The 15,252-nt window shown below is 71.1% G+C and carries 12 protein-coding genes; 7 read left to right on the top strand and 5 right to left on the bottom strand.

The features are described from left to right. Nucleotides 1–4: 4 nt before the first annotated feature. From ACWEJ6_RS18160 to ACWEJ6_RS18145, 4 genes are all read right to left on the bottom strand, one after another. Nucleotides 5–1,225 (bottom strand): MFS transporter, encoded by a 1,221-nt coding sequence (locus ACWEJ6_RS18160; RefSeq protein ID WP_452424780.1) that lies wholly within the window; start codon nt 1,223–1,225, stop codon nt 5–7. Nucleotides 1,226–1,319: 94 nt separating this feature from the next. Beyond that, nucleotides 1,320–2,069, bottom strand: coding sequence for a class I SAM-dependent methyltransferase (locus ACWEJ6_RS18155; protein ID WP_452424778.1), 750 nt, complete (start codon nt 2,067–2,069; stop codon nt 1,320–1,322). 32 nt (nt 2,070–2,101) lie between these two features. After that, nucleotides 2,102–3,823 (bottom strand): ABC transporter ATP-binding protein, encoded by a 1,722-nt coding sequence (locus ACWEJ6_RS18150; RefSeq protein ID WP_452424776.1) that lies wholly within the window; start codon nt 3,821–3,823, stop codon nt 2,102–2,104. Continuing rightward, on the bottom strand, nt 3,820–5,682 hold the full coding sequence (locus tag ACWEJ6_RS18145; RefSeq protein WP_452424774.1) for an ABC transporter ATP-binding protein: 1,863 nt from the start codon (nt 5,680–5,682) through the stop codon (nt 3,820–3,822). Before ACWEJ6_RS18145 ends, ACWEJ6_RS18150 begins: the two co-directional genes overlap by 4 nt. A 66-nt stretch (nt 5,683–5,748) precedes the next feature. On the opposite strand from ACWEJ6_RS18145, the gene ACWEJ6_RS18140 reads away from it, so the two are divergent. After that, entirely contained in the window at nt 5,749–6,336 is a 588-nt protein-coding gene (locus ACWEJ6_RS18140) for a TetR/AcrR family transcriptional regulator (protein ID WP_452424772.1), read from the top strand. Between the two features lie 109 nt (nt 6,337–6,445). Here the strand turns inward: ACWEJ6_RS18140 and ACWEJ6_RS18135 are convergent, their stop codons facing one another. Next, entirely contained in the window at nt 6,446–6,688 is a 243-nt protein-coding gene (locus tag ACWEJ6_RS18135) for a hypothetical protein (RefSeq protein ID WP_452424770.1), read from the bottom strand. 109 nt (nt 6,689–6,797) lie between these two features. Here ACWEJ6_RS18135 and ACWEJ6_RS18130 point away from each other — a divergent pair, with 109 nt between their 5' ends. The 6 genes from ACWEJ6_RS18130 (at nt 6,798) to ACWEJ6_RS18105 (ending at nt 14,869) form a co-directional block, all read left to right on the top strand. Then, nucleotides 6,798–8,096: an MFS transporter gene (locus ACWEJ6_RS18130; protein ID WP_452424768.1), complete on the top strand. Its 1,299-nt coding sequence runs from the start codon at nt 6,798–6,800 to the stop codon at nt 8,094–8,096. After that, nucleotides 8,015–9,025, top strand: a complete 1,011-nt coding sequence (gene tig / locus ACWEJ6_RS18125) for a trigger factor (protein ID WP_452425023.1) — start codon at nt 8,015–8,017, stop codon at nt 9,023–9,025. The genes ACWEJ6_RS18130 and tig overlap by 82 nt, the downstream gene beginning before the upstream one ends. Nucleotides 9,026–9,496: 471 nt before the next feature. Further along, nucleotides 9,497–10,129, top strand: a complete 633-nt coding sequence (locus ACWEJ6_RS18120; protein WP_352323605.1) for a ClpP family protease — start codon at nt 9,497–9,499, stop codon at nt 10,127–10,129. Nucleotides 10,130–10,140: 11 nt separating this feature from the next. Beyond that, on the top strand, nt 10,141–10,764 hold the full coding sequence (locus ACWEJ6_RS18115; protein ID WP_352323604.1) for an ATP-dependent Clp protease proteolytic subunit: 624 nt from the start codon (nt 10,141–10,143) through the stop codon (nt 10,762–10,764). Between the two features lie 184 nt (nt 10,765–10,948). Further along, a complete protein-coding gene (gene clpX, locus ACWEJ6_RS18110) occupies nt 10,949–12,232 on the top strand; it encodes an ATP-dependent Clp protease ATP-binding subunit ClpX (protein ID WP_185067261.1) in 1,284 nt (427 codons plus the stop codon). 63 nt (nt 12,233–12,295) lie between these two features. Further along, nucleotides 12,296–14,869, top strand: coding sequence for a valine--tRNA ligase (locus ACWEJ6_RS18105; protein WP_452424765.1), 2,574 nt, complete (start codon nt 12,296–12,298; stop codon nt 14,867–14,869). Nucleotides 14,870–15,252 lie beyond the last annotated feature (383 nt).

Genomic DNA, 15,252 nt, shown 5'->3' with positions numbered 1-15,252 from the left:
CTTCTCAGGACAGGGGCACGCCGCGGTAGGCGCGCCAGAGCGCCAGGTCGTAGCCCAGGCCCAGGGCCGCGCCGAGCAGCAGGGGAGCGCCCAGCGCGGCCAGCGTGCCGGTCAGCATGGTGGTGGCGGCGATCGGGGCGACCGAGACGGCGACGCTGCGGGCCAGGCTGGTCATGCTGGCGGCGGCCGTACGCTGCCCCGCCGGGACGACCGCGGCCGTGAACGCCTGCCGCGCCGGTACGTCGATCTTGGACACCGTCTGGCGGAGCAGCAGCAGGACGACGGCGGCGGCCAGGTCCGGGGCGAACGGGATGCAGGCCAGCAGCAGGTTGGCCACGGTGTGGGGGAGGAGCATCGTGGCCAGCAGGCCGCGCCGGGCGGCCAGCAGCGGCGCGGTGAGCTGGGCCAGGGCCGGCAGCAGGTTGGCGGCGAAGAACACCAGGCCCAGCTGGGTGGTCGTCGCGCCGAAGCGATGGGCGAACCACCAGGCCAGCACCGCCTGGACGGCCAGCCCGCCGGCCAGGGCGTCCAGCGCGGACAGCCCGGCCAGCAGCCGGATCTGGCCGGGCACCCGCCCGCGACGCCGTTCCGGGCCGGCGGGCGCGGTCCGGGGCGGCTCGGCCTGCGGCGTCAGGTTCCAGAACAGCGTCACGGTCCCGGCCGCCAGGAGCGCGTAGAGGGCGAAGGCGGCGTCGGGGGCCGACGTCCAGGTCTGGAGCCCGAGCGCGGCGGCGGCCAGCGCCCCCAGCGCGCCGGAGGCCAGGGCGGTGACGTTGTAGCAGGTGAAGACGGACGTGTGCCGGGCCGGGGCGCAGGTCTGGGCGAGGATGGCCTGCTCCACCCCGGAGAAGGGCGTGTTGTCGTTGGTGGAGGGCGAGATCGTCCCGATGAAGGCGGCGGCGATCAGGACGGGGTAGGACTCGCTGAGCGCGAACACGGCCCCGGTCACCGCCATCAGGCAGCCGCAGGCGACCAGCGTCCGGCGCCGCCCCCACACGTCGGCGAACAGGCCCAGCAGCAGGCTCGCGAACACCGATCCGGCGGCGGCCACGGCCAGCAGCAGGCCGGTCTGCCAGGGGGCGTCGCCGTCCTGGGTGAGCAGCTCGGCGAGGAGCACGCTGGTGCATCCGTAGCCGAAGGTCCGCAGCGCCCGTGCCGCGACGACCAGCAGCCCGTTACGTCCCAGTTCGGTCGGAAACAGGCTCCTGGCCTGCGTGTTCGGCATGGGGCATGATGCCCCGGGCGGCGCGGCGGACGTGCCGCGAACGCGCGAAGACGCACGACGACTTACGACGACATTGCGCGGGCCCGCCGCCGCGTCAGGCGGCGGGTTCGAGGTGGACGTGCAGGTCGGTGGCGTGGGCGGGGGCGGGGTGGCCGTCCGGGTCGGTGACGGCGGTCACGGCCAGGCCGGCGGCCGCGGCCAGCTCCGCGAACACCTCGCGGGGGTACCAGTGCAGGACCCACGGGCGTTCGGCGACGGTGACGTCCGGGCCGTGGTGGCGTTCGTAGCGCAGCAGGGTCGTCTGCGTCCGGGCGGTCTCGTCGCGTCGCTGGGAGACGACGGACACCCGCAGGTCGGCGCCGTCGGGGGCGACGGCCGTGCGCGCCCGGCCGATCTGGTCGGCCGGGGCCGGGTCGGGGGTGAACAGCGGCACCAGCGCGACGCCGCCCTCGTCCAGGTGGGCGCGGATGCCGCGCAGGGCGGCCAGGGCCGTGGCGTCGTCGGGGAGCAGGGTGAAGGTCGGCCCGGCGAGGAAGATCGCCCGGTACCGGCGGGGCAGGCTCAGGCTCTCCATGCGCTGGTGGAACAGCGTCACGGACACGTCCAGCTCGCCGGCCCGGCGCCGGAGCCGGGCCAGCATGTCCGCCGAGGAGTCGACGCCGTCGACCTCCAGGCCGCGCCGGCGCAGCTCCAGCAGGGGATCGCCGTCCCCGCAGCCCAGCTCCAGCGCGGGGACGCCGGTACGCTCGACGAAGGCGGCATAGGGCTCCGGGTCCTGGGAGACGGATTTCAGCGGTCCGTAGAGCTCCGCGACGAGGCCGGTGTAGAAGTCAGCTGGATCCACCTTCGTCACAGTACGCACATGATCCAGAAGGTTCACTCCATTATCGAGTCCGGGACGGCCGTCGAGACGTGCCAGAATCCGGCGTACCGGCCGCCGCGGCGCAGCAGCTCGTCGTGGCCGCCCGCCTCCACGATCCGGCCGCCGTCGAGGAAGACGACGCGGTCGGCGCGCCGGACGGTCCGCATGCGGTGGGCGACCATGACCACCGTGCGCCCCGCCATCAGGCGCTCGACGCCCTCGTGGACGGCCGCCTCGTTCACCGGGTCCAGCGCGGAGGTCACCTCGTCCAGCAGCACGACGGGGGCGTCCTTCAGCAGCGCCCGCGCGATCGAGACGCGCTGACGCTCACCGCCGGACAGCAGCGCCCCGCCCTCGCCGACGTTCGCCGCCCAGCCGCCGGGCAGCCGCTCGACCACCTCGTCCAGCCGGGCCGCGGTGGCCGCCGCCCGCACCTCGGCCTCGTCGGCGTCCGGACGGCCGAGCCGCACGTTGTCCTCGATCGTGCCGTCGAAGAGGTAGACGTCCTGGAAGACGACGGCGATCCGGCTCATCAGCGTCTCGGTGCTCATGTCGCGCACGTCCACGCCGCCCACGCGGACCGCGCCCGCGTCCACGTCGTGGAAGCGGGCCAGCAGTTGCAGCAAAGTGCTCTTGCCCGCCCCCGACGGCCCGACCACGGCGAGCCGCTGCCCCTCGGGCACGGAGAACGACACGTCGCCGAGCACCGCGCGGTCGCCGTGCCGGAAGGCGACCGATTCGAACGCCAGGTCGTGGCGTGCCGGCTCGACCGGTTCGCGCGGCTCCGGCAGCGGCTCGGTGCGCAGCACCGCGTCCAGCCTGGCCAGCACGGACCGCGCGGCACGCAGCTTGCCACCGACCTCCGACAGCGACAGCAGCGGGTCCGCGCAGCGGGCGGTCAGCACGAGCACCGCCAGGACCTCCGCCACGCCGAGCTCCCCGCCCAGCGCCAGGTAGGCGCCCAGCGCCAGGATCGAGCTGAACGCGGCCTGCACCACCAGCGCCAGCCCCACCACGCCGGGCAACGTCGAGACCACCGTACGGCGGGAGGCGCGCCGCACCTCGCGCAGCGAGTCGTCGAGCAGCGCGAACCGTTCGCCGGTGCGGCCCGCGGCCCGCAGCACCGGCTGGGTCTGGAGGAACTCGACGACCCGCCCCGCGGCCTCCTTGTCGCGCTCGTGGCGCTCGGCGTCGGCCGCCGCCGTCGAGCGTGCCGTCCAGCTCTGGACCGCCGCCACCACGGGCGCGGCGGCCAGCGCGGCCAGCCCCGCCCGCCAGTCGACGGTGAACAGCACGGCGACGATGGTCAACGGCGTGACCAGCGCGGAGACGAACGGCGCCAGCAGGTGGGCGATGATGCCCATGGCCTGCAACAGGCCGCGGCTGGCCATCACGGACACCTCGCCCACCCGGCCGGCGTCGTACCAGCCGAGGGGGAGCCGGGCCAGGTGCTCGCCGAGCCGGTGGTACATGCCGCGCAACATCGACGTCCCCACCCGCATGCCGGCCAGGTCGCTGGTGTAGCGCAGCCCGGCATAGACCGCGACCGCGGCCCCGAACGCGGCCAGCCAGGGCCAGACGTCCGCGGGCGCGCCGCCGAACAGCGCCCGCAGCACGGGCACCAGCAGCGCGTAGGACAGCCCTTCGGCCACGGCGGTCGTCGTCATCAGGGCCACGGTGCGGCGCGCGGGCCCGGCGTAGCGGTGTCCCAGCACGCGCAGCAACATGCGGATCATCGGGATCGTTCTCCTTGCGGCACGGCGTCATGGGCTTCGGTCTCGTCGGTGAGCGCGGATCGGTGGGACCGCCAGAACGCGGCGAACCGCCCGTCCCGCGCCAGCAGGTCGGCGGGCCTGCCGCGCTCGACGATCGTCCCGTTCTCCAGGACGGCGACGATGTCGGCGTCGATGACGGTCTCCAGGCGGTGGGCGATGACCAGGATCGTCCGCTCGCCCTCCAGGGTCGCCAGGGCGCGGCGCACCGCCTGCTCGGTCTGCGGGTCGGCGAAGGCGGTGGCCTCGTCGAGCACCAGCACGGGCGTGGCGGCGAGCAGCGCGCGGGCGATCGAGATGCGCTGCGCCTCGCCGCCGGACAGGCCGGTGTCCTCGCCGATCACCGTGTCGTACCCGCGGGGCAGTTCCAGGACGCGGTCGTGGATGTGCGCGAGCCGGGCGGCGCGCACGATCTCCTCGCGGCCGGCGTCCGGCACGCCCAGCGCGATGTTGTCCGCGACGGACGCGCGCAGCAGGCGGACGTCCTGGAAGACGAAGGAGACCCGCCGGTAGAGCTCCCGGCTGCCGATCTCGCGCAGATCGACCCCGCCCAGGACGACCGAGCCGTGCGTCGGGTCGAAGAACCGCGGCAACAGCCGCACCAGCGTGGACTTCCCGCCGCCCGACGGACCGACGACCGCGGTGACCGTGCCGGGCTCCAGCTCCAGGTCGATCCCGCGCAGCACCTCGCGGCCGTCGTCGTAGGCGAACCGCACGTCCCGCAGCTCGATCCGGTGCCCCCGGGGCACGACCGGACGGACGGGCTCCGGCAGCGGCGGCACCGCGAGCACGTCCTTGATCCGGCCCACCGCGCGCCGGGCCGCCTGCAGGTCGTCGAAGCCGTGGCCGAGCGCCGCGACCGGGGCCGTCAGGCCCAGCCCGAGCAGCAGGAAGGGCAGCAGGTCGGCCGGGGCCAGGCCGCCGTCCGTGATCAGGGCCGCGCCGCCGGCCAGCACGACCAGCAGCACGAACGGCGGCGACAACGCGACCTGCATCCCCGCCGCGATCAGCGACATGCCGCGCGCCCACCGGCCGAAGGTGCCGGCGAAGTCGTCGGCGGCGCGCAGAAAAGCCTGGTGGGCGCGCCCGGCGCCGCCGAACGCCTTGACCACCGCGATGCCCTGCACCAACTCCACGACGGAACTGGCGATGCGCCCCATGGCGGCGTCGAACTCCTCCTGCTCGCGCAGCCGCGCGGGCCGCATCATCAGCGGCACCAGCGCCAGGGCCAGCGCCACCGGGATCAGCGTGATCAGGGTGAGCCGCCAGTCGACGGTCAGCAGGTAGACCAGCGACACCGCCGGCACCACGAACGCCGCGGCCAGGTCGCCGGGGGCGTGGGCGATGAACGGATGCACCGCGCTCACGTCCTCGCCCACCACCTTGGCCAGCTCGCCCGTGCGGCGGGTGGACAGCCAGCCGAGCGGCACGCGCCCGAGCCGGTCCGCCAGCCGCCGCCGTAACGACAGCTGCACCCGGCCGTCGAGCAGGTGTCCGAGCCCCGACGACGCGCCCGTCAGCAGCAGCCGCACGAACAGCCCGGCCACGCCCGCGAGCACCGCGACCCGGACGCGCCCGGCGTCCACCGGGCCCGGCGACAGCAGGACGCGGCCCACCTCGACGACCGCCAGCAGCGGCGCCAGGCCCGCGACCGCGCCGATCACCTGCGACACGACGACGGCGACGAACGCCGGGACGTGCGGACGCAGCAGCCCGCCCGCACCCGGTTCCGGCGGCGGGACAGCCTCGGGCGGTTCAGGGACGGCCTCGGGCGGTTCGGGGGCCGGCCGGTGTCCCCGGCTCGTTTCGCGGCTGCCGGTCATGGGTCCTCCAATTCCGCTACCTGAAGTATCGATACTTAAGGTAGCGCAATCGGATATCGTTCAGGCATGTCCCGAGCGAGCACTTCCGCCAGACCGCCCGGTCGCCCGCGCACCGGCGTCAACGCCGAGGTGTTCGCCGCCACGTTGCGCACCGTCCACGAGCTCGGCTACGCGCGGGCCACCGTCGAGCGCATCGCCGCCGCGGCCGGTGTGGCGAAGACGACGGTCTACCGGCGCTGGCCGACGAAGGGCGAGCTGATCGTCGACTGCCTGCTCGACGCGTTCGGTCCGGCGCCGCTGGAGGGCGCCGACCGGGCCGAGATCATGTCCTCGATCGTCCGCTGGATCGCGGGGAAGATCAGCGAGCCGGGCACGGGCGACGCGTTCGCGGGCGTGTTCAGCGACGCCGTCAGCGATCCGGCCCTGCGCGAGGTCCTGTCCACCCGGTTCCAGGACCCGTACCGGCTGGCGCTCCAGGAGGCGCTCGGCGAGCCGGAGCAGCGCGTCCTGCTCTACATCGACGTCGTCGTCGGCACCTTGCTCCACCGGATGGGCATGACCGGCGAGCCGATGGTCGAGTCCGACGTCGACGCGCTGATCGAAATGGTGCTGCGGCACTTCGCCGACGGGCCCGGGGGAGCGCCCGGCGCCTGATCCCCGTGCCGCGTCGGCCCTACGGATGATCAGGCGGAGGGGTCCCGGCGGAGTGGACGGGCCGGGCGTCGCCGTGCGCCGACGCCCGGCGCCTGCGCCGGTGCGGGGGTCACGACACCCCGGAGGCGATCTTGTTCAGCGGGCCATGACCGCCGGGGGCGGCCTGGGCGGGGTTGCGGACGTGGGCCGTGCCCGCCGGGGCCGGCCAGGCGGGGCCGAAACCGGGGTAGGGGTGGGGCAGCGGGACGGGGGCGGCCGCGCGGGCCGGCCCGGCCGGCACTGTGGAGGCCAGCATGCCGGCCACGGCGGCGGCGATCGCGAGGCCGGCTGATCCGCGTCTTCTCTTGAACATTTCGAGGTCCCCTCGACGTGGTCTGGAAGGACCGCCGAGAGTAGCAGATTGTCATAGCTCAAGTACAGAGAGTCACAAGGCGCGGGGTGAGGCAGTAGCGTCATCGCACGTGAGCGATTACGCACTGTCACCCTCGGTCGAGCCCCGGTCCCTGCGGCGGTGGGTCGTGCTGCTGCTCTGCTGGGCCTCGCTCACCATGACCTCCGTCGACCGTTCCACCTGGGGGCCCGCGTCGCTGCAGGCGGGCGAGGCGCTGGGGGTGTCGCTGGCGGGGCTGGGGGCGTTCGCGACGGCGTACTACGTCGGTTACGTGCTGTCCAACATCGGCGGCGGGCTGCTCGGCGACCGGATCGGCAGCCGGGTCGTGTTGTCGGGGTCGCTGTTCACGGCGGGCGGCTTCATGATCGTCTTCGGGTCCGTGCCGTCCGCCGGGGCCGGGATCGCGGTGCAGGCGCTGATCGGGCTCTGCGCGGGGGCCGACTTCGCGGCGGGCGTCAAGCTCATCGCGTCCTGGTTCGGCGAGCGGGAGCGCGGGCTGGCGATGGGCGTGTTCACCATGGCCTCGTCGCTCGGCACGATGATCGCCAACGTGCTCGTGCCCCGGCTGATCCAGTGGTACGACTGGCGGGCCTCGTACCACCTGTTCGGGATCGTGTCGATGGGGCTCGCGCTGGTGTGCCTGACACTGCTGCGCGACCGGCGCGAGCCGCCGGCCGCGCGCCCGTCGCTGCGCGGCCTGGCCCGCGACCGCGACCTGCTGCTGATCGGCCTGGCCGGCTTCGGCGGGCTGTGGGGCACGTACGGCTTCGTGACCTGGTCCAACACCCTCATGGTGAAGGGGCACGGGCTCGACCCGGTGGCGGCCGGGACGGTCGTCGTGGTGTTCGCGGCGGCGGGCGCGGTGGGCAAACCGGTCATCGGCCTGGCCACCGACCTGGCCGGACGGGGGCGCAAACGCCCGGCGGTCGCCGTGCTGGTGGCCTTCGCCGGCTGCCTGCTGCTGTTCGGGCACATGGAGACGGAGACGGCGTTCCTGGTGACGGCCGGGTTCGCGGGGCTGGGCGCGTACCTGTACTCGCCGTTGCTGATCGCCATGGTGCCCGGCCTGTCGGGGACGGCGCTGGCCGGCTCGGCGGCGGGCGCGACGAACGCGGTGGCGCAACTGGGCAGCGTGACCGTGCCGGTCGTCGTGGGGGCGGTCTACCAGGCCGGCGGCTCCTTCTCCGCCGCGTTCGCCACCCTGGCCGCCGGGCCCGTGGCGGGCGCGGTGGCGCTGTGCTTCGTCCGCGAGGCGCGCGGCCGGTCGCCGACTACCAGGGCGCCGAGATCACCGTCGACTCCGCCGAGGTCTCCGACGAAGACGTCGACGCCCAGCTCGACTCGCTGCGCCAGCGCTTCGCGACGCTGACCGGCGTCGAGCGCGCGGCCGCCAACGGCGACTTCGTGGTGATGGACCTGCGCGCCGAGATCAACGGCGAGAACATCGAGGAGCAGCAGGCCAGCGAGGTCTCCTACGAGGTCGGCGCCGGCTCGGTGCTCCAGGGCCTCGACGACGCCCTCGTGGGCATGTCCGCGGGCGAGGAGAAGAGCTTCAAGACCGAGCTCGTCGGCGGCGAGAACGCCGGCGAGGAGGCCGACGTGATCATCAACGTCAAGTCGGTCAAGGAGAAGGTCCTGCCCGAGCTCGACGACGAGTTCGCCCAGCTCGCCAGCGAGTTCGACACGCTCGACGAGCTCAAGGCCAGCATCCGCGAGCAGGCCCGCCGCAACAAGCTCATCGACCAGGTCGTCCAGGCCCGCGAGAAGGCCCTCGACGCGCTGCTCGAGAAGATCGACATCCCGCTGCCCGAGAGCGCGCTCAAGGCCGAGGTCGACGCCCGCAAGCACAACCTCGACCACCAGATCGCCGAGAGCGGCCTCAGCCGCGACGCCTTCTTCCGTCTGTACCAGACGACAGAGGAGGAGCGTTTCGCCGAGTTCGACAGCAACTCCGCCAAGGCGCTCAAGGTCGGCTTCGTGCTCGACAAGATCGTCAAGGCCGAGGAGCTGGGCGTCAACGAGCAGGAGCTGACCAACTTCGTGGTGCGCCGCGCCATGGAGATGGGCGTCCAGCCCAACGAGCTGGCCAAGCACCTGGCCGACAACGACCAGCTCACGCTGGCCATGGTCGAGATCGTCCGCGACAAGGCCAAGTCCGTGCTGGGCGACGCCGCCAAGGTCGTCGACAGCGAGGGCAACGAGGTCGACCTCAAGGCCATCTACGCCGAGATCAACGGCGCCCCGGTCGAGGAGGAGGCCGACGAGGCCGCCGAGTCCGAGGAGAAGGCCGAAGCCTGACCTTCCCCGAAGCCCCCGAACCCCATGGGTTCGGGGGCTTCGTGCTGTCCGGCCGCGGCGGCGCGCCTTCCGCGTCCGCGAGCACGGCCGAGCGCGTGTACGCGCCCACAAGGCACCTGACGATCCCGCGGAGCGCGAACGGCCCCTCAGGCGCGCGGGCCGCCCTTCGACGGCTCGACAGCCCCTCACCGCCACCGCCCGCGCGACCGCCCCCCGGCGCCGGACGGCATCCACCGGCACGCAACCCCACAAGCTCCATGAGCCCCACCAGCACGGCACCATTCCTGCCGAAACGCCCACAGAGCCGGACCATGAGCTGGACGTGGAGGAACGGCGTAGGCTGACAGAAGACCGGCCGCCCAGACCTGCGCCGTCAGCGAACAGTACGGGGGACCGGGCATGACCTGTGGGCGTCGCGCGTTAAGGTCACAAGCAAAGCCAATCACTTACGACGCATCGGAAGGTGACGCTGTGACCAGCCCGCCGACCTTCTATCAGCCTGAGTCGCGAGGCCGTGAGAACGGCTCGTCCTTCCGGCTTGAGGACCAGCTTTACCAGCGCCTGCTGCGTGAGCGCATCATCGTGCTCGGTCAGGAGGTCAACGACGAGATCGCCAACCGGATCTGCGCCGAGCTGCTGCTGCTCGCGGCCGACGACCCCGAGCGCGACATCACGCTGTACATCAACTCGCCGGGGGGCTCGGTGAGTGCCGGTATGGCGATTTACGACATGATGGAATATGTGCCTAACGACGTGTCCACGGTGGTGATGGGCATGGCCGCCTCCATGGGGCAGTTCCTGCTCACCGCCGGCGCCCGCGGCAAGCGCTACGGCCTGCCGCACGCCCGCGTCATGATGCACCAGCCGTCCGGCGGCATCGGCGGCACCGCGGCCGACATCGCCATCCAGGCGGAGCAGATGCTCTACGTGAAGAAGACGCTCGCCGAGCGGATCGCCTTCCACACCGGGCAGCCGCTGGACCAGATCGAGTCCGACTCCGACCGTGACCGCTGGTTCACGGCCGAGGAGGCGAAGGACTACGGCTTCATCGATCACGTGGTGCGCAGCGCGCGGCAGGTGCCCTCCGTGGGCCCGGTCTCCTAGGGGGAGCTGACATGAACATCCAGAGCCGTTACGTTCTCCCCTCCTTCGTCGAGCGCACGTCCTACGGCGTGAAGGAGATGAACCCGTACAACAAGCTCTTCGAGGACCGCATCATCTTCCTCGGAGTGCAGATCGACGACGCGTCGGCCAACGACGTGATGGCCCAGCTGCTGACGCTGGAGTCGCTCGACCCCGACCGTGACATCAGCATCTACATCAACTCGCCCGGCGGCTCGTTCACGGCCATGACGGCGATCTACGACACGATGCAGTTCGTCCGGCCGGAGATCCAGACCGTCTGCCTCGGCCAGGCCGCGTCCGCCGCGGCCGTGCTGCTGGCCGGCGGCACCCCGGGCAAGCGCTTCGCGCTGCCCAACGCCCGGGTGCTGATCCACCAGCCCTCCACCGAGGGCGGTGGCCAGGGAAGCGACATCGAGATCCAGGCCCGCGAGATCCTCCGCATGCGATCCCTCCTTGAGGACATCGTGGCGAAGCACACGGGCAAGGCCTCCGCCGACATCCGCAAGGACATCGAACGCGACAAAATTCTCAACGCGGACGAGGCAAAGGCGTATGGTCTGATCGACGACATCATCCCGACCAGGAAGAAACGAGCTCAGGCCGTCGCTTCCTAGTTGAGATGTGACGCACCGGAGCGCTGCCCAATAGGGCACGTTCCGGTGCGACTCGCCGCTAGGGGGCTCACTGAGGGCCCAGAAGACGGTAACGTCGAAACCTGAGCGGTTCGGCCTAGTCCGGAGGATGTCCGGAGACACTGCTCGCGTGAGCAGGGCGGTCCCACGCAAAGGAGTATCTGGGGTGGCACGCATCGGCGACGGGGGAGACCTGCTGAAGTGCTCTTTCTGCGGGAAGAGTCAGAAGCAAGTCAAGAAGCTCATTGCCGGTCCAGGCGTCTACATCTGCGATGAGTGCATCGATCTCTGCAACGAGATCATCGAGGAGGAGCTCTCCGAGTCCTCCGAGCTCAAGTGGGACAACCTGCCCAAGCCGAGGGAAATCTACGAGTTCCTCGACGCCTACGTCATCGGACAGGACAAGGCGAAGAAGGCGCTCTCGGTGGCGGTCTACAACCACTACAAGCGGGTGCAGTCCGGTGACCGGGGTAGAGACGACGGCCTTGAGCTGGCCAAGAGCAACATCTTGCTGCTCGGGCCGACCGGGTCGGGAAAGACTCTCCTCGCACAGACTCTGGCGAAGATGCTCAACGTGCCCTTCGCCATCGCCGACGCGACGGCCCTCACCGAGGCCGGCTACGTCGGCGAGGATGTCGAGAACATCCTGCTCAAGCTCATCCAGGCCGCCGACTACGACGTCAAGAAGGCCGAGACGGGCATCATCTACATCGACGAGGTCGACAAGATCGCCCGCAAGAGCGAGAACCCGTCGATCACCCGCGACGTCTCCGGCGAGGGCGTGCAGCAGGCGCTGCTGAAGATCCTCGAAGGCACGACGGCCTCGGTGCCGCCGCAGGGCGGGCGCAAGCACCCGCACCAGGAGTTCATCCAGATCGACACCACCAACGTGCTGTTCATCTGCGGTGGCGCCTTCGCCGGCCTCGAAAAGATCATCGAGTCGCGCATCGGCAAGAAGGGCATCGGCTTCAACGCCATCATCCGCTCGAAGGAAGAGGTCGACACGGCCGACATCTTCGGCGACGTGATGCCCGAAGACCTGCTGAAGTTCGGCATGATCCCCGAGTTCGTCGGCCGCCTGCCGGTCATCACCTCGGTGCACAACCTCGACCGCGAGGCCCTCATTCAGATCCTCACCGAGCCCCGCAACGCGCTGGTCAAGCAGTACCGCAAGCTGCTGGAGCTCGACGGCGTGGAGCTGGAGTTCACCGACGGCGCCCTGGAGGCCATCGCCGACCAGGCCATCCTGCGCGGCACCGGCGCCCGCGGGTTGCGCGCGATCCTGGAGGAGGTGCTCCAGTCCGTCATGTACGAGGTGCCCTCCCGCCAGGACGTCGCCCGCGTGGTCATCACCCGCGAGTCGGTGCTGGAACACGCGATCCCGACGCTCGTCCCGCGCGACCAGCTCGCCGCCAAGCAGCAGCGCACGCCGCGCGAGAAGTCGGCCTGACCGTCCGCTAAAAACGCCCCCGGGTTCGTCCCGGGGGCGTTTCGCTTGTCCGGCTCCCTAGAATTGGTGCTTGTGACAACGCAAGAGCTGCCCACCCAATACACGCCGGCCGACGTCGAGACCCGTAGCTACGAGCGCTGGGTGTCCGAAGGCTACTTCCACGCCGACCCGGGCAGCTCGCGCGTGCCGTACAGCATCGTCCTCCCGCCGCCCAACGTGACGGGCGTCCTGCACATCGGTCACGCGCTCGACCACTCCATCCAGGACGCGCTGACCCGCCGCGCCCGCATGCAGGGCCGCGAGACGTTGTGGCTGCCCGGCATGGACCACGCCGGCATCGCCACCCAGAACGTCGTGGAGCGCGAGCTGGCCAAGCAGGGCCTGTCCCGCCACGACCTGGGCCGCGAGGCGTTCGTCGAGCGCGTCTGGGAGTGGAAGGAGGAGTCCGGCGGCCGGATCCTCGGCCAGATGCGCAAGCTCGGCGACGGCGTCGACTGGGAGCGCGAGCGCTTCACCATGGACCCGGGGCTGTCACGGGCCGTCCAGACGATCTTCAAGAAGCTCTTCGACGACGGGCTCATCTACCGCGCCGAGCGCATCATCAACTGGTGCCCGCGCTGCCTGACCGCGTTGTCCGACATCGAGGTCGAGCACAGCGAGGACGAGGGCGAGCTCGTCTCGATCCGCTACTCCGACGAGATCGTCGTGGCCACCACCCGCGCCGAGACCATGCTGGGCGACACCGCCGTGGCCGTCCACCCCTCGGACGAGCGCTACGCCCACCTGGTCGGCACGATGGTCGAGGTGCCGCTGACCGGCCGCATGATCCCCGTGGTCGCCGACGAGCACGTCGATCCCGCCTTCGGCACCGGCGCGGTCAAGGTCACCCCGGCCCACGACCCCAACGACTTCGAGATCGGCCGCCGCCATTCGCTGCCGTCCCTCACCGTCATGGACGAACGCGGCGTCATCACCGCCCACGGCCCCTTCCAGGGGCTCGACCGCTTCGAGGCGCGCCCGGCCGTGGTCGCCGCGCTGCGCGCCGAGGGCCGCATCGTCGCCGAGAAGCGTCCCTACCTGCACTCGGTCGGCCACTGCTCGCGCTGCAAGACCGTGGTGGAGCCGCGGCTGTCGCTGCAGTGGTTCGTCAACGTCTCGCCGCTGGCCAAGGCCGCCGGCGACGCCGTGCGCGACGGCCGCACCCGCATCCACCCGCCGGAGCTGGCCAAGCGCTACTTCGACTGGGTCGACGACATGCACGACTGGTGCATCTCCCGTCAGCTGTGGTGGGGCCACCGCATCCCGGTCTGGTACGGCCCGGGCGGCGAGGTCGTCTGCGTCGGCCCCGACGAGGAGCCGCCGGCCGGCTACACCCAGGACTCCGACGTCCTCGACACCTGGTTCTCCTCCGGACTGTGGCCGTTCTCCACGCTCGGCTGGCCCGACTCCACCCCGGAGCTGGAGAAGTTCTATCCGACGTCCGTGCTCGTCACCGGCTACGACATCCTGTTCTTCTGGGTGGCCAGGATGATGATGTTCGGCCTCTACGCCATGGACGGTCGTCCGCCGTTCCAGACCGTGGCCCTGCACGGCATGGTCCGCGACCAGTACGGCAAGAAGATGTCGAAGTCGTTCGGCAACGTGGTCGACCCGCTCGACTGGGTCGAGCGCTTCGGCGCCGACGCCACCCGCTTCACGCTGCTGCGCGGCGCCAACCCCGGCGCCGACGTGGCGGTGAGCGAGGAATGGGCGGCCGGCTCGCGCAACTTCTGCAACAAGATCTGGAACGCCACCAGGTTCGCGCTGATGAACGGCGCGGCGGTGGGCTCGCTCGACGGGCTCGACCTCACCGCGGCCGACCGCTGGATCCTGTCCCGCCTGCAGACCGTGGTGAGCGCCGCCGACGCGGCCTTCGACGAGTACGAGTTCGCCAAGGCCTCCGACCTGCTCTACCACTTCGCCTGGGACGAGGTCTGCGACTGGTACCTGGAGCTGGCCAAGATCCAGCTCGGGGAGGGGCTCGAACACACCCGGCTCGTGCTCGGGCACGTGCTCGACGCGTTGCTGCGGTTGATGCACCCGCTGGTGCCGTTCGTCACCGAGGAGTTGTGGCGGGCGGTGACGGGTGGCGAGTCGATCGTCGTGGCTCCCTGGCCGCAGACGGACGCCCGCTACGCCGACCCGGCGGCCGAGGCCGAGATCGACGCGCTGCAGGAGCTCGTCACCGAGGTCCGCAGGTTCCGTTCCGACCAGGGGCTCAAGCCCGGCCAGAAGGTGGCCGCCCGTCTGGGGTTGTCCGGCACGCCGCTGGAGGCCCAGGAGAGGGCGATCCGCGCGTTGCTGCGGCTGACCGAGCCGGCGGAGACGTTCGACGCCACAGCGCGCCTCAGCGTGGGCGCGGTGACCGTGGAGATCGACACCGCGGGCGCCATCGATGTCGTGGCCGAGCGCAAGCGCCTGGAGAAGGATCTGGCCGCAGCCCGGAAGGAAGCCGCGCAGGCGGCCGGCAAGCTGGGCAACGAGCAGTTCATGTCCAAGGCGCCCGACGACGTGGTCGCCAAGGTCCGGGGCCGGGCCGAGCAGGCCGCCGCGGACATCGCGCGCCTTGAGGCGCAGCTGTCCGGGCTCGGGGTTTAGAGCATACGAACGCGGGGAAGGTCCATTCGTTACCGAAGATGGACCTTCGACGTCCTCAGGGCTGCTAGAGTTTTCAACGCGGGGCCGATCGGCCCCGACACCCCTTCTGATCAACCCCGACTTTCGGGTTGTCTGACCTGGCGGTTGGACAAAGGCCGGAAGTTAGAGTAAGTTAGCAGGGTTGCTCCGAAACGGAGCAGGTCCGGAAGCTCCCGGATCGGGCGGTTTGACAAGAATCGTCCGGATCTGGTAGACTGAAGGACATGAAATGTGAGCGCCTCTGAGCGAGGATCCGGGAACGGGTTCTGGTGAGGAAGTACGCGTCCGTTTCTTGAGAACTCAACAGTGTGTTAAAAGCCAGTGCATGAAACACATGCATAACC

Source organism: Nonomuraea sp. NPDC004702 (assembly GCF_053601695.1).
The sequence above is the reverse complement of the archived record's forward strand: the minus strand, read 5'-3'. Positions and strand labels throughout refer to the sequence as shown.

Excerpts from the sequence above, each read along its gene's own strand:
- ACWEJ6_RS18160 (WP_452424780.1), bottom strand. The coding sequence starts at position 1,225 with ATGCCGAACACGCAGGCCAGGAGCCTGTTTCCGACCGAACTGGGACGT.
- ACWEJ6_RS18150 (WP_452424776.1), bottom strand. The coding sequence starts at position 3,823 with ATGATCCGCATGTTGCTGCGCGTGCTGGGACACCGCTACGCCGGGCCC.
- ACWEJ6_RS18145 (WP_452424774.1), bottom strand. The coding sequence starts at position 5,682 with ATGACCGGCAGCCGCGAAACGAGCCGGGGACACCGGCCGGCCCCCGAA.
- ACWEJ6_RS18140 (WP_452424772.1), top strand. The coding sequence starts at position 5,749 with ATGTCCCGAGCGAGCACTTCCGCCAGACCGCCCGGTCGCCCGCGCACC.
- ACWEJ6_RS18135 (WP_452424770.1), bottom strand. The coding sequence starts at position 6,688 with ATGTTCAAGAGAAGACGCGGATCAGCCGGCCTCGCGATCGCCGCCGCC.
- ACWEJ6_RS18115 (WP_352323604.1), top strand. The coding sequence starts at position 10,141 with ATGAACATCCAGAGCCGTTACGTTCTCCCCTCCTTCGTCGAGCGCACG.